Below are 16,936 nucleotides of genomic sequence, written 5' to 3' on the forward strand. Positions count from 1 at the left end.
CACGTCAATTACACGGGAGGAAGCCATGATCCTGGGCCTCGACACGTTCGGTGACGTGCCGGAGAGCGACTCCGGCACACTCGTCTCGCACGCCGCCGCGATTCGGCAGGTGGTCGATGAGGCGGTGCTCGCCGACGAGCTCGGCGTGGACGCGATCGCGCTCGGCGAGCATCACCGTCCGGAGTACTCGATCTCCACGCCGGAGACCGTTCTGGCCGGCATCGCGGCGCTCACCAAGCGGATCAAGCTGGGATCCGGCGTCACCGTGCTCAGTTCGGACGACCCGGTGCGGGTGCATCAGCGGTTCGCCACCGTCGACGCGATCTCCCGGGGACGCGCCGAGGTGATCCTCGGACGCGGGTCGTTCACCGAGTCGTTCCCGCTCTTCGGGTACGACATGAGTCAGTACGACCTGCTCTTCGAGGAGAAGCTCGACCTGTTCGTGAAGCTCCTCGACGAGAAGCCGGTGAGCTGGAACGGTCAGACTCGGCCGGCGCTCGTGGACGCCGAGGTGTTCCCGAAGACCGAGAGCGGCCGTCTCACCACCTGGGTCGGTGTGGGTGGCTCGCCGCAGTCGGTGGTGCGCACCGCCCAGCACGGGCTACCGCTCATGCTCGCGATCATCGGCGGTCAGCCGTCGCGCTTCGCGCCCTACGTCGACCTCTACCGGCGGGCCGCTGAGCAGCTCGGCACGGTCGCGCATCCGGTCGGGATGCACTCGCCGGGCTTCATCGCGGACACCGATGACCTGGCCAAGGAGATCTACTACCCGCACTACAAGGTCCAGCGTGACCGGATCGGCGCGCTGCGCGGATGGCCGCCGCTGCGCAAGACCGAATTCGACGCGGAGGTCGAGCACGGCTCGCTCTACATCGGGTCGCCGGAAACGGTCGCCCGCAAGATCGCCAGCGGTGCCGGGTCGCTCGGTGTCGGCCGGTTCGACCTGATCTACACGGCGGGGGCTCAGCCGGTCAGCGCCCGGATGCGGGCCGTCGAGTTGTTCGGGGCTAAGGTCGCTCCGATGGTCAGGGAGATGATGGCGGAATGACGACGATTGGCATTCTCGGCGCCGGGAAACTCGGCACCGTTCTGGCGCGGCTCGCCGTCGGTGCCGGTCACGAAGTGCTGGTGGCGGGATCCGGCGATCCGGCGAAGATTCGCCTGATCGTCCAGGTGCTGATTCCGGGCGCGACCGCGGTTTCCGCCGCCGAGGCGGCAGAGCGGTCGGACATCGTCATTCTCGCCCTTCCGCTCGGCAAATATCAGACGGTTCCGGTCGGGGAACTGCGCGGAAAACTGGTCATCGACGCGATGAACTACTGGTGGGAGGTCGACGGCGTCCGCGACGACTTCGGCTCGTCGAGCGCCCTGGTGCAGGCGTTCCTGCCGGACTCCCGGGTGGTGAAAGCGTTCAACCACATGGGTTACCACGACCTTGACGAGTCGGGCCGGCCCGCCGGAACCGCCGGCCGAAAGGCCATCGCGATCGCCGGCGACGATGCGGACGGCCTCGCCGCTACCGCGGCATTGGTCGAGGCCTTCGGATTCGATGCGGTGATTGCCGGGTCGCTTTCCGACGGCGTACGCATGGAGCCCGGAACGCCATTGTTCGGAGCCAACGAGGACGCGGCAACAGTGCGGGAAATGCTCGCAGCGGCGTGACTCATCGGCGTCTTTCCTGGCCGGCAGCGGCTCCCGCAGCCGTCTGCAGAGTCGCAAATCCGGCCACCAGAATCAGCGACGCGGTCCAGCCGCCGGTCTGCTCGGCCAGCAGACCGGCGAGGAACGGGCCGCTGGCCGCCAGCAGGTAACCCAGCGACTGGGCCATTCCGGACAGCCGCGTCGTCTCGGCGTGGTCGCGCCCGCCGAGGCTGATCAGGGTGAGCGCGGTGACCAGCGCCGCGCCCTGACCGAGTCCGGCTATCCCGGCCCAGACCACGGCGAGGGCCGGGGCAGCCAGCAGACCGAAGATCGCCAGCAGGACCGGCAGACTCGCGACGACCGCTCCGGCCGAGCGCCTCCCCGGGTCACGCAGCAGAAACGGGATCGCGAGCCCGCCGAGAATGCCCATGCCCTGAAAGAGGAAGAGGTGCAGCCCGGCGGTCCGCTCGGAAATCCCGCCGTCGATCTCGATCGTCGGTAGCCACGTCACCAGCACATAGAACGTGGTCGACTGCAACCCCATGAACGCCATGATCAGCCAAGCATGCGGCTGCCGCCAGACGCTCACCGCGCCCTCGGTCCTCGCCGCGTTCCCGGCCGATGCGGCGCTCGCCTGGGTCTCGGCCTGTGTGGCGCTCGACCGGGTTCGCGGCAGCCAGATCACCGCCACCACCAGCGCGAGCAGCGACCATATGCTCAGCGCGAGCCGCCAGTCGGCCAGCCCGGCGATCGGCACGGCCAGCGCGGAGGCGGTCGCGGCAGCGAGGGTGATGAACGCCGTGTAGATCCCGGTCGCGCGCGACACATTCCCCGCGTAATCCCGCTTCACCATCGCCGGAACCAGGACATTCCCCACCGCGATGGCACAGCCGATCACAACGGTTCCGGCCCAGAGGCCGACACTTCCTGTGTACGCGCGAACGACTCCGCCGGCAGCCAGCACCAGTAGTGCGGCAAGCACCGCCCGCTCCGTCCCGAGCCGGCGCGCGAGACGATGCACCTGCGGGGAGACCAGTGCGAACGCGAGCAGCGGCAGCGCGCCGAGCAGCCCTTGGGCGGCCTCGCCGAGCTGTTCGTCAGCGCTGATCTGCGGCAGAAGCGGCCCGACCGCGGTGATCGCCGGCCGCAGACAGAGCGCGACAAGAAAGACGGTCGCAGTCAACACGATCACTTTCTACACCCAAAATGATCACCGCGCTGAGCAGCCGCATAGCAGCGTTCCTGGCACAGTCCCCGTTCCTTCCGGCCCGGCACGGCGGCCGGCCGAGACAGGGCCACACGCAAAAGGCCGGCAGAGGTGATGAGGTCACACAGAGCGCGTGTGTGAGCTTCCGTCCCGGCCCCGGCGTTGATGAGGTCGCACAATGGCGTTACGTGCGACCCCATCCACGCCGCCTGAAGCAGTCATTTGCTGACAAAAGTAGTCATTCGGCGTGGGCGGCGATACATACGAGAGTGAGGGGCTGCGCGCGAGGCGGTGTGTGTGGCTTTGAGCTGGAGCGCGCCAGGATCGGAGGCAGACGGGCATCCGCTTCCAACCAATCTCGCGAACTTCTCACCCTCGGGTTTCGCCATTTGTAGAGCGGTAGCGGCATCGTGGCGTCGTGGCGGTCTCTCGGTGCGAGGTGCCGCTCCCAGATCTTGTGCGGTTCGGCCGGCCGATCGACCACAAGTGCACGAGTTTGCGGGACGGCCGTCCGTGGCATGTCGGTTTCGAGTGGTTTGGCGAGTGTTGTGGTAACGCTCCGCCACCACAGCAGGTGGACAGTGCCGGATCTTGGAGACTCGTGGGTGTTCTATGCCAGGTGCACTATGCCCAAAGGTCTCCAAGATTCGGCTAACGCGTGCCTCACAGTTCCGACGTGGTGAACGCGGTGCTTCACGACGCGGTGACGTGGTGACGTGGTGACGTGGTGACGTGGTGACGTGGTGACGTGGTGACGTGGTGCTTCGCCGATCTTGTGGAGTTCGGCGAGCCGTTTGCGCGTAATTCCGCAAGATCGGCCGGGGCCTTTTCGATCTTGTGGAGTTGCGCGGACACGTCTGCGGGGAAGTCCACAAGATCCAGACCGAGCAGAGCGGCGCGGGGCACAGCTGAGAGCGCGGGGTGGGGCAGAGCTCGGGGTGGGGCAGAGCGCGGGGTGGGGTGCCTGCGGCGGAGCATCGGCACCCGGCATAGCAGGGAATCTTGCGTCGCGGCTGATCGCGGTCTGTATTTGGGACACCGCGCAGCCTGCCGGGTCCGACTCCTTCAGCCTAGCCTCCTAGGATGCTCGAGGCGCGGTGAGGCGGATCGCGGCATCGGCACAGCGGGCATTGCGCACCGCCAAAGCAGGAGCACGGCTGCGGAAGCGGAAGGGCCGGGTAGCTGGGTGGGCGGGATCTTGGGGGTGGGGGAGGGATGTTGGGGGCCGGATACTGTGCAACACATGGTGTTTCCGGCCGTTGTGCTTGCTGGTTTGATCGGGGCCGTGCCCCTGGCTGTCCCCTCCATCAGCGGTGGGGCGACGGTTCCGGTCGCTGCGGTGCGGGCTTCCGAGCGGCTGTGTGAGATCAAGGACGACCGGCTCAATGAGATCTCTGGGCTGCTCACCGACGGCGACGGCTATGTGGTGGTCAATGACGGGGCTGATGATCCGGACGGGCGGCGGATCTTTTTTCTCGATCGGAAGTGCAAGGTTGTCCGGACGGTGAAGTATCCGTCGCGGCCCCGGGACACCGAGGATCTGGCTCGAGGACCGGACCAGACCGTCTGGGTCGGTGACATCGGGGACAACAGCGGCAGCCGGGAGACGATCGGGTTGTGGCGGCTCTCGCTCGGGGCCAAGTCGCCCAAGCTATTCCGGCTCTCCTACCCCGATGGGGCGCACGACGCGGAGGCCCTGCTGATCTCTGGGGACGGTACGCCCGTGGTGATCACCAAGGATCCGGTGACGGCGGGGATCTATGTTCCGGACGGTGAGCTTCGCTCGGGGAAGGCCACGCCGCTGCGGCGGGCCGGGGACTTCGGGATCCCGGTGACGAGTACCAGCAACCCGTTCGGCTTCCCCGGACGACTGGTGATCACGGGTGCCGCTGTGAACGCCGGCCGGACGCGCGCTGTGCTCCGGACGTACTCGGACGCTTTTGAATTTGATGTCACGCAGGGTGACGTGGTTGCGGCCTTGACCGGTGGTAGTTCCCGGACGGTCGCGCTGCCGGACGAGCCGCAGGGCGAGTCGATCGCCTACAGCGCCGATGGATCCGCCCTGCTCACGGTCTCCGAGGGGAAAAATGCGCCGATTCGGAGCTATCCGCTGACCGGGCAGCCGGCCGATGCGCCCCAGGCCGAGACGCCATCCCCGGTGGAGGCAACGAAGACGGTGGAGGCAACGCAGGGTGCAACGGCCGTGCGGGGCGAAACCTCGCCGGCGGAGACGCGTGGGGCGCGCGCGGTTTCTCGGGAACTTCCGTTCGGCGCGATTGCCGCCGCAGCCGTCATGATCATTGCGGGCGCCGCGCTGGGCCTGCTGATAGCGCGACGCCGTCGTTCCTGAACGCGAGGACCGTTACTCGGGGTGGAGGCGGATGTCGTCGACCTTGACGTCTACGTTGCTGACGTGGAGGCCGTAGTTCTCGACCGCCGCGATCACTGCGGTCCGCACGGCTGCGGTCACCTCGGAGACGACCTTGCCGGCCGCGATCACCAGGACCACGGTGATTTCGACGTCGAGTCCGTCCACGCTGGCCGTGACGCCGCGGGTCGCGTCGCCGACCTTGTCCAGGCCGATCTTGTCGAGGACCGAGTTGAAGAAGCGGGCCACGTCGCCGCCGAGCTCGTCGACACCGGGTACCGAGCGGGCGGCCGCCGCGGCGAGTTTTTCGACCACCTCGCGCTCGAAGTGGGTCTGCCCGCGATAGGCGGCAACCTCCACGACTTCGGCGCCCCCATGTGCGGGGGGCACGGGCGAGACCGATGCAGGCAGAAAGATCTCCTGTGTACGGTCCGCGCGGAACTCGCCGTCGTCGTTCATTTGCGTCCCTCATGTGGTGCCGTCCGGAGCCACGTGAGCCTACTAGAGATCTTTCGTGGTCGAACTCCACTCCGGTTCGCCGGGCGATGGCTGTTGACCCAGCTCGTTGAGATCTGGGTGGGTTCTGGCTGCTATGCGGGCGATCGGGTATCGCCATTTGTGGCGCGGTCGTGGGCTCGGGGTGGCGGAGTGGCGTGGCGGCGCGGAGGAGTGGCGTGGCGGCGTGGCGGTTTCTTGAGGTGCAGCTGGGAGATCTTGTGCGGTTTGGCCGGTTGGTCGACCACGAGTGCACGAGTTTGCGGGACGGCCGTTCGTGGCATGGTGATTTCGGGTGTTTTAGGAGTTTGTGGTGACGCTCTGCCGGCCCCAGCGGGTGGGCGGTTCCGGCGTGGTGAACGCGGTGCTTCGCCGATCTTGTGGAGTTCGGTGAGCCGTTTGCGCGTTAGTCCGCAAGATCGGCTGGGACTGTTCGATCTTGTGGAGTTGTGCGGGCACGTCTGCGGGGAAGTCCACAAGATCCAGACCGAGCAGAGCGGCGCGGCGCGGCGCGGCGCGGCGCGGCGCGGGGCGCGGCAGAGGGCAGAGCGGCGTGAGGCAGAGCGGCAGAGGGCAGAGCGGCGTGGGGCAGAGCGGCGCGGGATGCCCCGTGGGAGCTTGGGTGCGATGTCCTCCGGGGCTGTGCGCGGTGGCCGCCCGCGGGAGGCGGGCGGCCCGTTGTGCGTACCCGGTGGTCAGCTGCGGAAGGTGTCGCTCAGGGTGAGGGAGCCGGTGGCCGGGACGGTGGCGGTTCGGTTGGCGCCGGATTCCCAGGTGACGGTGCCGTCGCTGTTCTTGCGGAGGTATTTGTATTCGAAGCTGGTTCCGGCGGGCAGTGCGACAGTGCCGGTCCAGACCGGGTAGGTAGCGGAGGAGAGGGCTACCGCGCTCGCCGGCGTCCAGTTGCCGAGGGCGGACTGATTGCCGGTCACGAAGATGTTCTGACCGAGAGTGGTCGTCGCGGTTACCCCGAAACGAGCCCCGGCGGACGTGGAAGCCGACGGCGACGCGGAAGCGGAAACCGAAGCCGACGGTGCCGGCGAGGAGGGGGAGGTCGTGGTCGGGCTGACACCGCCGGTCGCGCCGACGTAGAGAGCCACCGCCTCGCCTGCCGGGATCGTCGCCGTGAACTGGCCTGCTGCGTTGACCGTGTAGGAAACGCCGCTGCATCCGCCGCCGGAGACCGGGTCGCCGTGCTGGACGTCGCAGTACGAACCGGCCGGCAGCGACGTCTGGAAGGTACGCGTCAGCGAGCTGGTCTCGTGGTTGATCGCGACGTAACCCTTGCTGCCGCGTCCGAAAGCGATCTGGTCGGCGCCGTTGCTCCACCAGTTGGTGACGGCGGTGCCGGCGACGTTGTTGCGGAAGCCGACCATGTTGCCGACCTGGCGCCAGGCGTGCTGGCACTTCCAGCCGTCGGTGTAGCAGGCGTTGACCGTGCCGCCGTTGGGCGGTCCGGCGTCGTGGTCGGTGAACTCGTAACCGGAGTTGACGTCCGGAGCGCCGTACGGCCAGGCCAGGGTGAAGACCTGCGCGAGGGTGTACGCGGACCCGTTCTTGTAACTGAGCGTGTCGCCACCGCGCTCGGTGTCGTGGTTGTCGACGAAGACGGCCGCCTGGTTGCTCGGCAGGTAACCCCACGAGGCGCCGAAGTTCGACAGGTAGGCGAGGTTCTCGCTGAGGAACACCCGCTTGAGGTCGCGGGCGAACCGGAATTCCTGCACGTCGCCGGTGCCGGTGTACTCGGTCGGCTGGACGGCCTCGCCGGAGCCGAAGATGACCTCCTGCTTCCAGTACGCGCCGGTGTTGGAGAGCTTCGACTTGATGCCGGCCAGATCGGCGGCGGACATGTGCTTGGCCGCGTCGACCCGGAATCCGTCGACACCGAGTGACGACAGGTCGTTGAGGTAGGCGGCGATCGTGGAACGCACGTAGTCGCTGCCGGTGTTCAGGTCGGAGAGGTTGACCAGCTCGCAGTCCTGCACGTTGGCCCGGCTGGTGTAATCGGTGATGGCCGCCCGGCAGGAGTGGAAGTCGGCGTCGGAGTAGTACCCGGGGTAGTTGTACTTCGAGTACGACGTGCCACCGGTTCCGGTGCCGGAGCCCGCGCTCATGTGGTTGATCACCGTGTCGGCGATGACCTTCACGCCTGCGGCGTGACAGGCGTTGATCATGGAGATGAAGGCGTTCCGGTCACCCAGACGACCAGCGATCTTGTACGAGACCGGCTGGTACGACGTCCACCACTGGCTCCCTTGGATGTGCTCCTGCGGGGGCGAGACCTGGACGAACCCGTACCCGAGCGGGCCGAGCCGGTTGGTGCATTCGGTGGCGATCGAGGCGAACTTCCACTCGAACATCACGGCGGTGACGTCCTTGCTGCCCGGCGGGGCGGCATAGGCGTCGGGGCCGTTGACGAGGGACGCGACGCCGAAACCGCCGAGTCCGAGGGCGAGGGTGGTAGCGGCGAGGACGGAGGCGAGACGACTGCGGGGACGAGTCACGGGGATCTCCTGCGAGAGATGGGGGATGTCTTGCTGCAACAGGAGTGAAACTTTCTGAAAATACTTGCGACAAAAATAGGGGCCGGTCACTCTCCCGTCAAGGGAGTGACCGGCGCCGACGCCTGCTGTTTCAGGAGCGACTGTCCTTTCGCGCCTGCCGCCGCCTGCCGGAAGCCCGGGTCGAGGCGGCACGTTTGCGCAGATCCGGTGAGTTCGGACGGCGGTCGATGAGCTGCGGTGCCGGTTTCTGCGCCTTCTGCCGCTTCGGCGCAGCAACGGGCGGCGGATCCGCCTTCAAGCGCTCGGTCTCGTACGCCTCGGCGCTGGCCTGCGCCACGAGGGACAGTTGCCGGCTCACGGTGGCGAGCAGGCCCTCGAAGATCTCGGCCTTGTACCGCCGGCGGGCGTTCTGCGCGTGCGCCTTACCCCGGCCGCCGGCCTCCTCGACACGGGTCGCGGCCCGTCGCCGGTACGCCTTCACGTACTTGGTCCGGGCTCGCCGCACCCGGTTGTGCAGATCGATCAGGGCGTCCTCGTCCAGCCCGGCGATGCGGCCCGGTTCGGTCTCCCGGACGAGGGCGAGTTCGTTTTCGGTCAGTGATCCCAGCAGCGCGTCCATCCAGCGACGCTAGGAGCCTTTTTGTCCGGCCCGCCTCATCCCGGCGGGGTGAGATATCCGAGCAGGGCTCGTTTGAGCTCGGTCACCAGGGCGGCGCGTTCCGGCTCGGCGGCGGCCACGATGGACGGCATCAGCGCCGCGACGATCTGCACGGCGACCATCGCGGTACGCCGTACGTCCGGCTCGGGCAGTCCGGGAAATTTGAGGCTCACCAAGGCGGCGACCCGGCCGCTGACCGCCTGGTGCAGCGGCTGGGCTCCGGCAATCGTCCCGGCGCCGATCAGCACCTTCGCCCCGGGGTTCGCCACGTTGAACGCGACCAGGGGATCCACGACCCGGTCGAGCAGATCGGGCAGCGGCAGGGCGGCCGCTTCGCTCGGGTCGAACGCTGTCGCGTGCGCCTCGCGCATCTGCTCCAGCAGCCGCCGGGAGAGCGCCTCGGCGATCGCCTCCTTGTTCGGGAAGTACTGGTAGAGGGAGCCGGGCGAGATTCCGGCGCGTGCCGCGATCGCGTTTGTCGAGGTCCGGTCGTACCCGGCCTCGGCGAACAGCGCGAGCGCGGCGTCCAGGATCTCGGCGATGCGGCGCTCGCCGCGGGCCTGTCGCCGGACCATCGGCACCTCCGTTGCTAATACGAGCGGTCGCTCGTATTCTCGATTTTGCGAGTGATGACTCGTAATTCTAGGGGGTGGTCCCTGTGCTCTTCCGCCGACGCCGCTTGATCCTGATGATCGCGGCCCTGCTCACCGCCGGTCTGGCGGTCCTCGCCGCCGGGGCGACGAGTTCTCTGGTGCTCAGCCGCTGGGAGGCGCCGGGCAGCGAATCCGTCGAGGTGCAGCAGCTGCTCGAACGCGACTTCGGCACCGGCAACGCGAACCTGGTCCTGCTGGTGACCGGTGTCGTCGACGATCCGGCGGTGGTCGCCGCCGCGAGCGAGGTCGCCGGCTCATTGAAAAGCGAGCCGGGCGTCGCTGACGTCTGGTCCTATTGGTCACGGGATCGGGACCCGGCGATGCGCAGCGCCGACTTCACGAGCGGGTTGATCTTGGCGCATGTTCAGGGCGACGCGACCGCCGCGCGCGAGAGGATCCGCGAACACCTGCTGCCCGCCTACACCCGCGACACCGGCGTCATCACTGTCGCCGTCGGTGGCTCCGAAGCGGTCTCCGCCCAGGTCAGCGAGTGGGCCACCCGCGACTTCCTGCGCGCCGAGCTGCTGATCGTCCCGGTGATGATCGTGCTGCTGGTGCTCCTCTACCGCCGGGTCCGGCTTGCCCTGCTCACCCTCGGCGTCGGCCTGATCGCGGTGATCGGCACCCTCGCCGGACTACGGATCCTGACCGGGTTCACCGAGGTCGCCACGTTCGCCGCCAACATCACCCTGGTGATGGGGATCGGACTCGGCATCGACTACAGCCTGTTCGTCATCGCCCGCTTCCGCGAGGAGATCATCGGGGGCGCGGCGGTGCCGCACGCGATCGCCACGACGGTACGCACCGCCGGCCGCACCGTCGTCTTCAGCGGCCTGACTGTGGCGGCTTCGCTGTCCGCCCTGCTTGTCTTCCCGTTCCCGTTCCTGCGCTCGTTCGCCTATGCCGGGATCCTCGTGGTGCTGTTCGCCGTGCTCGCGGCGCTGACCGTGCTGCCGGCGGCATTGAGCGTTCTCGGACACCGGGCGCTGCGGCGGGGCAGCGCGCGGCAGGGCGTGTTCTGGGCGCGTACCGCCGGGCTGGTGATGCGGCGTCCGGTTCTGTTCAGCGTGCTGGGCCTGGTGATCGTTGGGGTTCTCGGTGCTCCGGCGCTCGGGTTGCGGATCGGGCTGCCGGACGATCGGGTGCTTCCGGTGGAGGCGTCGACGCGGCAGACGTACGACGTGATGCGGGCCGCCTTCGACACCGAGCCGCAGGACGCGCTGCACATCGTGGTCAGCGGTGAGGTGTCCGCGGATTACGCATCCGGCATCTCCGAGATATCGGGGATCGCGCAGGTCAACTCGTCGGCCGGAGTCTTCGTCGGCGGCGTTCGCGTCAAGGACGTCCCCGACCCGCAACGGTTCACCGGGGACAAGGGTGGCAGGCTCGAAGCGATACCCACCCACGCCGTCCTCACCGGCACCGGCGTGCCGGAACTCGTCGAGGCGGTGCGCGCCCTCCGGTCGGAGTACCCGATGGTCCTGGTCGGTGGTTTTCCCGCCGAACTCACCGATTTCCGGGCCATGCTCACGTCTCGGATCCCGCAGGTCGCGGTGCTGCTGCTCGGCATCTCGTTCGCCGTGTTGTTCGCGATGTCGCGCAGCCTGCTGCTGCCGATCAAGGCGACCGTCCTGAACCTGCTCAGCCTGGCCGTGATGTTCGGCGTGCTCGTCGTGGTCTTCCAGAACGGCGCGTTCGCCTCGGTGCTGGGGTTCACGCCGATCGGCACCCTCGACCCGGCGTTCCCGATCCTGATGTTCTGCGTCGCCTACGGCCTGTCGATGGATTACGAGGTGTTCCTGCTCTCCCGGATCAAGGAGAGATACGACGCGACAGGTGACAACACCCGCGCCGTGACCGAAGGCCTGCAGCGCAGCGCCCCGCTGGTGACCGCCGCCGCGACGATCCTGGCGGTGTCGTTCGCCCTCTACGCGACAGGCGACGTCATGTACCTGCAGATGGTCGGTGTCGGCACCGCCGTGGCGATTTTCATCGACGCGACGATCATCCGGGCCATCCTGGTACCGGCCCTGATGAAACTCGCCGGCCGGGCGAACTGGTGGCCGTCGCGCCGCACCGAAAATCGATTGCCGGACCTGGTTAAAGTTTCGCGATGATGAAAGTTCTGGATTGATCGACTCCGAGCGGCTCGACCGCGCTCTCAGTGGCACGCCCCGGGTCATCGGCCTCGTCGGCCCGCCCGGTCCCGACCGCACCGCGCTGGCCCGCGACGCCGTCCAGCGGTTCCCCGGCGCCGGCTGGATCACTCTCGCCGGGTGGCCGCCCGAACCGGACTGGATGCACTGGCCGGACACCCCGGAAGCGGCTGACCTCACCCTCCAGATCGTCCGCACGCTGCGGTCCTGGGACGGCGATCTGCCGGTTCGCGAGCCGGTAGCCGCCGAACGCGCGGCCGCCGAACTCGCCGCCGCCAGCAACGGCCGCCTGCTCGTTGTCGACGGCGTGCGCACCGCCGAACAGGTCGCGATGTTCGACGCGTTCAGTCTGCGTGGCCGCCTCCTGCTGATCACCGAGAAGGCGTCGCTGCTGCCCCGAGGCGCCGTCGTGGTCTGGGGTCCGCCGTCCTCCGCATTCGCTTTTCCGCAAATCGCTGCCGACCCTCTCGACCCTCTCGACCCTTTCGACCCTCTCGACCCTCTCGACCTGGATCCGGGCTGGATCTGCCGGCGTCTCGCCGAGGAGGGCGCTCCCGCACTCGCCGTCGATCTGGCGATCGCCTGGGCCGCCGAGCCCAACCCCGCGCTGGTCACCCTGGCACGCACACTCCGGGCCGAGGAGATCAACTTCGCAGGGGTACGCACCCCGAGCACCCTGGCAGCGCTCATCACCGGGCGTCTGGGGCTTCCCGGGCCGGTGCCGCCGCCCTGTCTGGTGAACAGGTGGCCACCGCCTGGCCGATTCGGATCAGCGCTGGTCCGAAGAATCATGATCGACCGGAGCCTCGTCGCCCTAGCCGTCACCAAGGGCAGCATGTGGACGGCCGACGGCGGCGCCGAGATCGCACAGTGGGATCCGCTCGCGGGCCGCCGGCTGCGCCGGTTGACCCTGGAGGGTGTCCGGATCACCGGTCTGCTGCCCGCGCCGGACGACTCCTGGATCGCGATCAGCTTGCGTTCCGGGCTCGGCCGGGTGGACAGCGTTTCTGAGGTCGACAGCGCTTTTGGGGTCAGCCTGGTCGACCCGGTCACCCGCGAGGTGCGCGGCCTGATCCCCGGCGACGTCGTGGCTGCCGCACCCGACGGAAGCTGGCTCGCGGTCGGCGACCAGCGAGGCGAGGTCCGCGTCCACGACACCGCCACCTTCGAACAGCTCCAGCTCATCGCGGCACACTGGGCCCGGATCACTGCGCTGGCCGTGGCGCCGGACGGTTCCTGGCTGGCCAGCGCCGGAGAGGACGGCACGGTCCGGATCACCGACGTACGCACCGGCCGGCCCCGCCGAGCCCTCGCCGTCCCGAAAGTCACCCGGCTGGCCGTCGACCCGCGCGGGAAGTGGCTCGCGGCGGCCGGCCCGTACGGCGTACACCTGATCGACCCGGCACGCGGCAGCAACCGCCGCATCCATCCCGGCGGCGGCACCGTCCACGATCTCGTGACGGGCGGCTCATGGCTGGCCGCCGCCTATGAGGGGCTGGGCGTGCTGGTCTTCGACGGCCCGGATCTCCGGCACACCCTGCCGGTCGAGGTGGCCCATCACACCCGGCTCGCGTCGGCACCGGACGGTTCGTGGCTGGCGGCCGGTTACCCGATGCGGATCTGGGACACGGCCACCGGCGTTCGCCGCCCCGGATTCCCGGCAGGCACCTGGAGTTCCCAGGCGGTCGCACCGGACGGCACCTGGCTGGCCGCCCACGTCGGCAGCGACGTGCTGATCCTCGACCTGACGACAGCCGCAGCCGCCGGCCCCAGCCCCGTCGACCCCAGCCCCGTCGACCCCAGCCCCGTCGACCCCCGCCACGCCGACCCCCGCCACGCCGACCCGGTCCAGCAGCTCGCGGCAGGCACATCCTGGCTGGCCACCCGCGCTCCCGGCGGCACAGTGAGCTTCTGGGACCCGGCCAACGGCCGCAGCCTGCCCACCGATCCCGAGGCCGGCGACGTCGATTTCGCGTCCACGCCGCCCGTTGTGCTCGCCGAGAACATCCGCGCGGACCACGGCGACCGCGAGATCGCCGCCACCGCCCTCTCCCCGGACGGACGATGGCTGGCGGTCCTCAGCCACCACCCGGTCCGCGGCTTGGCACCCCAGCTCCGGATCTATGACCACCGGTCCGCCACCCTGGCAGCGACGATGCCGGCGATCGACGGCCCGGCCGGTTGCCGCTGGAGCCCCGACGGCACCGGCGTGTTCCTCTGGGGCGACGGCGGCCTGCACGGCTTCACCTGGGTGACGCCATGACGACCACGACCGCTACCCGCCTGGCCGAGGCGCTCGCCGGGAACGCCAGGGTGATCGGCCTGGTCGGCCCACCGGGCTCCGGCCGTACCACCCTCGCGCGGCGGGTCTGCGCGCAGATCGCCGGGTCCGGGCGCTTCCGTACCGGAGCTGTCTGGGTCGAGCTCGGCACACCGGCCGAGCCGCCGGCCGGCCTGCCGTGGACCGACTCACCCGCTGCCGCGGACCTGGCCGTCCGCCTGGTCCAGATCATCCAGCAGCTCGGCGGCGAAGAGCTGGAACCGGCCGACCCGGTACAGGCCGTCACGGAGCTGGCCCGGATGAGATCCGGTGTCCTGTTCGTGGTCGACGACCTGCGCGACGCCGAGCAGGCGGCGATCTTCCGCCCGTCCCGGTTCGACCGGGACTGCCTGCTGCTGATCACCGCCGACGCGTCGCTGCTGCCGCCGAACACCGTGGTGATCGAGATGGGGCCGATGAGCCGCGACGAGTCCGTGGCGCTGATCAGCCGGGTGGTCCGCTGTCCGAGCCGGTTCGACGACCGGCTGGCCGCGCGCTGCGGCGACCTGCCCCTGGCGATGGTGCTGGCCGGTCACATCTTCGAACGCGTACATCGGCTCACGTCCAGTCATGAGAACGCGGACCGGGCGGTTCCGTCCGGCGGCCCCGATCCGATCGGGGAGTCCGTCGAGGTCCTGCTGCAACTGCTGCCGCCCCTGGTGGCCGGCCGTTTCCGGGCTCTCGGCGTCTTTCCGGCCGGACGCGACGTTCCGCTCGTGGCGGCACGGCTGTTGTGGGGGACCAGCCGCGGCGACACCCACCTGATCCTTCATGAACTCGCCGGCGCCGGCCTGATCGACGACTACCACCCCGAGACCGGCCTGTTCCGCCTGCACGAGGCGATCCATCCGCGCCTGGCCCGTCCGCACGACGCATATCTCGATCTTCTCGATCCGGGTGACGGCCGCTGGTGGCGGCTGCCGGAGGAATTGCCGTTCCTGGCCGCGACGCTGGCGTCGCAGCTGGCCGCCGCCGGGCGTACCGAGGAACTCAACCGCCTGGTCACCGACGCGCGCTGGGTGATGCGCCGGCTCTCCGACGGCGGCCCTCCGGCGCTCGCGGCCGATCTGGTGACCGCTCTGGTGAACGGTGAAACCCCAGCTCCGGGGGTGGTCACCCTGCTGCGGACGCTGCTCACCCTGCCGGGCTGGGCCGGGCCGATCCTCGCGGCGCACGACGGCAGCTGGCTGGCCGGCCTGACCCGGCAGGTCCTCGGGTTGGACACCGCACCCGGCGGCAGCCGGATCGCCGTGCTCAGTAACCGCGACGACCACGGCTCACCAGGTCTGCCCCGCTCGGCAAGTGAACTCCGCGTCTACGACCTGGACTCCGGCCGGGTCGTGGCGCGGACACGGATACCCGGTGGAGACTCCGGATGCCGCTGGAGCCCGGACGGCACAGCGGTGTTCGTGTGGGGCGGCTCCGGTCTGCACGCCGTCAACCTGGTCACCGCCTGACCGATCTTCCCGGCCGGTTATCACTGCCGCCCCTGCTGGCTAATTCCGATGTATGGAACACGGCGGGGCCTCCAGGCTCTGCCCCGCCGCAGCCCGGGTGCGTGTTGATTTAGGGTGCGATTCGGACCTGTAGTCAACACGAGCAGCCGTTCCGCGGCGCGCGTGTCGGCATTGGGTGCGGAATGAACCTTTAATCAACACGCTGGGCCTGAGTCGACCCACGCGGTTGCGCGGTCGTGGTCCTGTTCTGGCCGGTGCCCGCCACTTTGGTCACGAGTCTCGGCGGCGGGGTCAGCAGTGAGAGCCAGCCGAAAGTGGGCTCGGGGTGCGGATCCGGCCGGAATCGGTACGGTCGAAGGGGTGGAGACCGCGCGGCAGCGATTCACCGGGGGCATGCGGGTCGGGGCCGGGCTGGCCGCCGCGGCGTTCGTGCTGGCGATCACGTTCGGGGCTACCGCCAAGGATCAGGGGTGGAGTGCGCTTGCCGCGATCGGCGCCTCGGTGCTCATTTTCTCCGGGTCGGCGCAGTTCACCCTGCTCGCGGCGCTGGCCGGCAGCGGCGGTGCCGGGCCGGCTGTTGGTGCGGCGCTACTGATCAATGGGCGGTTCCTGCCGATGGGCCTGGCTGTCGGGCCGAGTCTGTCCGGTGGGCGGTTTCGGCGGGCGTTGCAGGGACAGGCCGTGGTGGACGGGTCGTGGGTGGCCGCCCACCTGGGCGGCGGCCGGTTCGACAGGTGGCGGATGTTCGGCGCGACGATCGTGCAGTGGCCGGCGTGGGTGGCCGGCACCGCGATCGGGGTGGTCGGCGCGCCCTCGGCGGATCTGGTCGAGCGGCTCGGGCTGGACGTGGTGTTCCCGGCGTTCTTCCTGGTCCTGCTGCTCGACGAGATGAAGCCCCGGGAAGAGCGGCCGGCGAGGATCGCGCTCGCGGCGATCATCGGCGCGGTGGTCGCGGCCGCCCTGCTCTGGTGGGTGCCCGCGGGCATCGCGCTGCTCGGGGCGACGGTGGGCGCGCTGGCCGGCCTGCGCACCCGGACACCAGCCCCGACCGCGCCGGCCGACCAGGCTCCGATCGCCCAAGACCCGAGCGACCAGGCTCCGATCGAGGAGGCGCGGGGATGATGCTCTGGCTGGCGATCCTTGCCGTGGCAGCGGGCAGCTTCGCGCTGAAAGCAGCAGGCCCGGCCCTGCTCGGCGACCGTGACCTTCCGCCCTGGAGTGTCGGCGTCATCGCCCTTCTGGCGCCGGCCCTGCTGGCGGCGCTGATCGTCGTCGAGGTGCTGGGCCGCCGCTGGGCCGGCCTCGACGGGACAGTCCTGGTCGCGCTGGCCGCGGTCGTCGTCGCCCGGCTGCTCAAGGTTCCGATGCTCCTGGCCGTGCTGCTCGGCGTCCTGACCGCAGCAGCTTTGCGAGCCCTCATCGGCTAGTGCTCGTGGTCGCCCGAAACCACTGTCGCCCGAAACCACTGTCGAGCGAC

General features: G+C 69.3%; 13 protein-coding genes. 8 read left to right on the forward strand and 5 right to left on the reverse strand.

Annotated features, from left to right (window positions below; translation table 11 throughout):
* Positions 1-25 precede the first annotated feature (25 nt).
* Both ACQP2E_RS11495 and ACQP2E_RS11500 read left to right on the forward strand, forming a co-directional pair.
* Positions 26-1,048 (forward strand): LLM class flavin-dependent oxidoreductase, encoded by a 1,023-nt coding sequence (locus ACQP2E_RS11495; RefSeq protein WP_433830682.1) that lies wholly within the window; start codon positions 26-28, stop codon positions 1,046-1,048.
* Positions 1,045-1,662, forward strand: a complete 618-nt coding sequence (locus tag ACQP2E_RS11500; RefSeq protein WP_433830684.1) for an NADPH-dependent F420 reductase — start codon at positions 1,045-1,047, stop codon at positions 1,660-1,662. The genes ACQP2E_RS11495 and ACQP2E_RS11500 overlap by 4 nt, the downstream gene beginning before the upstream one ends.
* Before the next feature lies 1 nt (position 1,663).
* Here the strand turns inward: ACQP2E_RS11500 and ACQP2E_RS11505 are convergent, their stop codons facing one another.
* Positions 1,664-2,833, reverse strand: a complete 1,170-nt coding sequence (locus ACQP2E_RS11505; protein ID WP_433830686.1) for an MFS transporter — start codon at positions 2,831-2,833, stop codon at positions 1,664-1,666.
* A gap of 1,201 nt (positions 2,834-4,034) precedes the next feature.
* Between ACQP2E_RS11505 and ACQP2E_RS11510 the strand changes: the two genes are divergently transcribed.
* Complete coding sequence (locus ACQP2E_RS11510) at positions 4,035-5,198, forward strand: hypothetical protein (protein WP_433830688.1); 1,164 nt, start codon at positions 4,035-4,037, stop codon at positions 5,196-5,198.
* Between the two features lie 12 nt (positions 5,199-5,210).
* Here the strand turns inward: ACQP2E_RS11510 and ACQP2E_RS11515 are convergent, their stop codons facing one another.
* The 4 genes from ACQP2E_RS11515 to ACQP2E_RS11530 all read right to left on the reverse strand — a co-directional run bounded on the left by ACQP2E_RS11515 (position 5,211) and on the right by ACQP2E_RS11530 (position 9,448).
* The gene (locus ACQP2E_RS11515; protein ID WP_433830690.1) at positions 5,211-5,576 is read right to left on the reverse strand and encodes an Asp23/Gls24 family envelope stress response protein; all 366 of its coding nucleotides are present in this window, start codon (positions 5,574-5,576) and stop codon (positions 5,211-5,213) included.
* An 830-nt stretch (positions 5,577-6,406) separates the two neighbouring features.
* A complete protein-coding gene (locus tag ACQP2E_RS11520; protein WP_433830692.1) occupies positions 6,407-8,215 on the reverse strand; it encodes a carbohydrate-binding module family 20 domain-containing protein in 1,809 nt (602 codons plus the stop codon).
* Between the two features lie 130 nt (positions 8,216-8,345).
* Positions 8,346-8,834, reverse strand: coding sequence for a hypothetical protein (locus ACQP2E_RS11525; RefSeq protein ID WP_433830694.1), 489 nt, complete (start codon positions 8,832-8,834; stop codon positions 8,346-8,348).
* Between the two features lie 35 nt (positions 8,835-8,869).
* The gene (locus ACQP2E_RS11530; protein ID WP_433830696.1) at positions 8,870-9,448 is read right to left on the reverse strand and encodes a TetR/AcrR family transcriptional regulator; all 579 of its coding nucleotides are present in this window, start codon (positions 9,446-9,448) and stop codon (positions 8,870-8,872) included.
* A gap of 83 nt (positions 9,449-9,531) precedes the next feature.
* On the opposite strand from ACQP2E_RS11530, the gene ACQP2E_RS11535 reads away from it, so the two are divergent.
* The 5 genes from ACQP2E_RS11535 to ACQP2E_RS11555 all read left to right on the forward strand — a co-directional run bounded on the left by ACQP2E_RS11535 (position 9,532) and on the right by ACQP2E_RS11555 (position 16,886).
* On the forward strand, positions 9,532-11,643 hold the full coding sequence (locus tag ACQP2E_RS11535; RefSeq protein WP_433830698.1) for an MMPL family transporter: 2,112 nt from the start codon (positions 9,532-9,534) through the stop codon (positions 11,641-11,643).
* A 13-nt stretch (positions 11,644-11,656) separates the two neighbouring features.
* On the forward strand, positions 11,657-13,945 hold the full coding sequence (locus ACQP2E_RS11540; protein ID WP_433830700.1) for a WD40 repeat domain-containing protein: 2,289 nt from the start codon (positions 11,657-11,659) through the stop codon (positions 13,943-13,945).
* Entirely contained in the window at positions 13,942-15,459 is a 1,518-nt protein-coding gene (locus ACQP2E_RS11545; RefSeq protein ID WP_433830702.1) for an NB-ARC domain-containing protein, read from the forward strand. The genes ACQP2E_RS11540 and ACQP2E_RS11545 overlap by 4 nt, the downstream gene beginning before the upstream one ends.
* A 360-nt stretch (positions 15,460-15,819) precedes the next feature.
* Positions 15,820-16,581 carry an AzlC family ABC transporter permease gene (locus tag ACQP2E_RS11550; RefSeq protein WP_433830704.1) on the forward strand — a complete coding sequence of 254 codons (762 nt, stop codon included), beginning with the start codon at positions 15,820-15,822 and terminating at the stop codon, positions 16,579-16,581.
* Positions 16,578-16,886: an AzlD domain-containing protein gene (locus ACQP2E_RS11555; protein ID WP_433830707.1), complete on the forward strand. Its 309-nt coding sequence runs from the start codon at positions 16,578-16,580 to the stop codon at positions 16,884-16,886. Before ACQP2E_RS11550 ends, ACQP2E_RS11555 begins: the two co-directional genes overlap by 4 nt.
* The last annotated feature ends 50 nt before the right edge of the window (positions 16,887-16,936 follow it).

It is taken from the genome of Actinoplanes sp. CA-015351 (genome assembly GCF_050955685.1).
Lineage (GTDB): Bacteria > Actinomycetota > Actinomycetes > Mycobacteriales > Micromonosporaceae > Actinoplanes.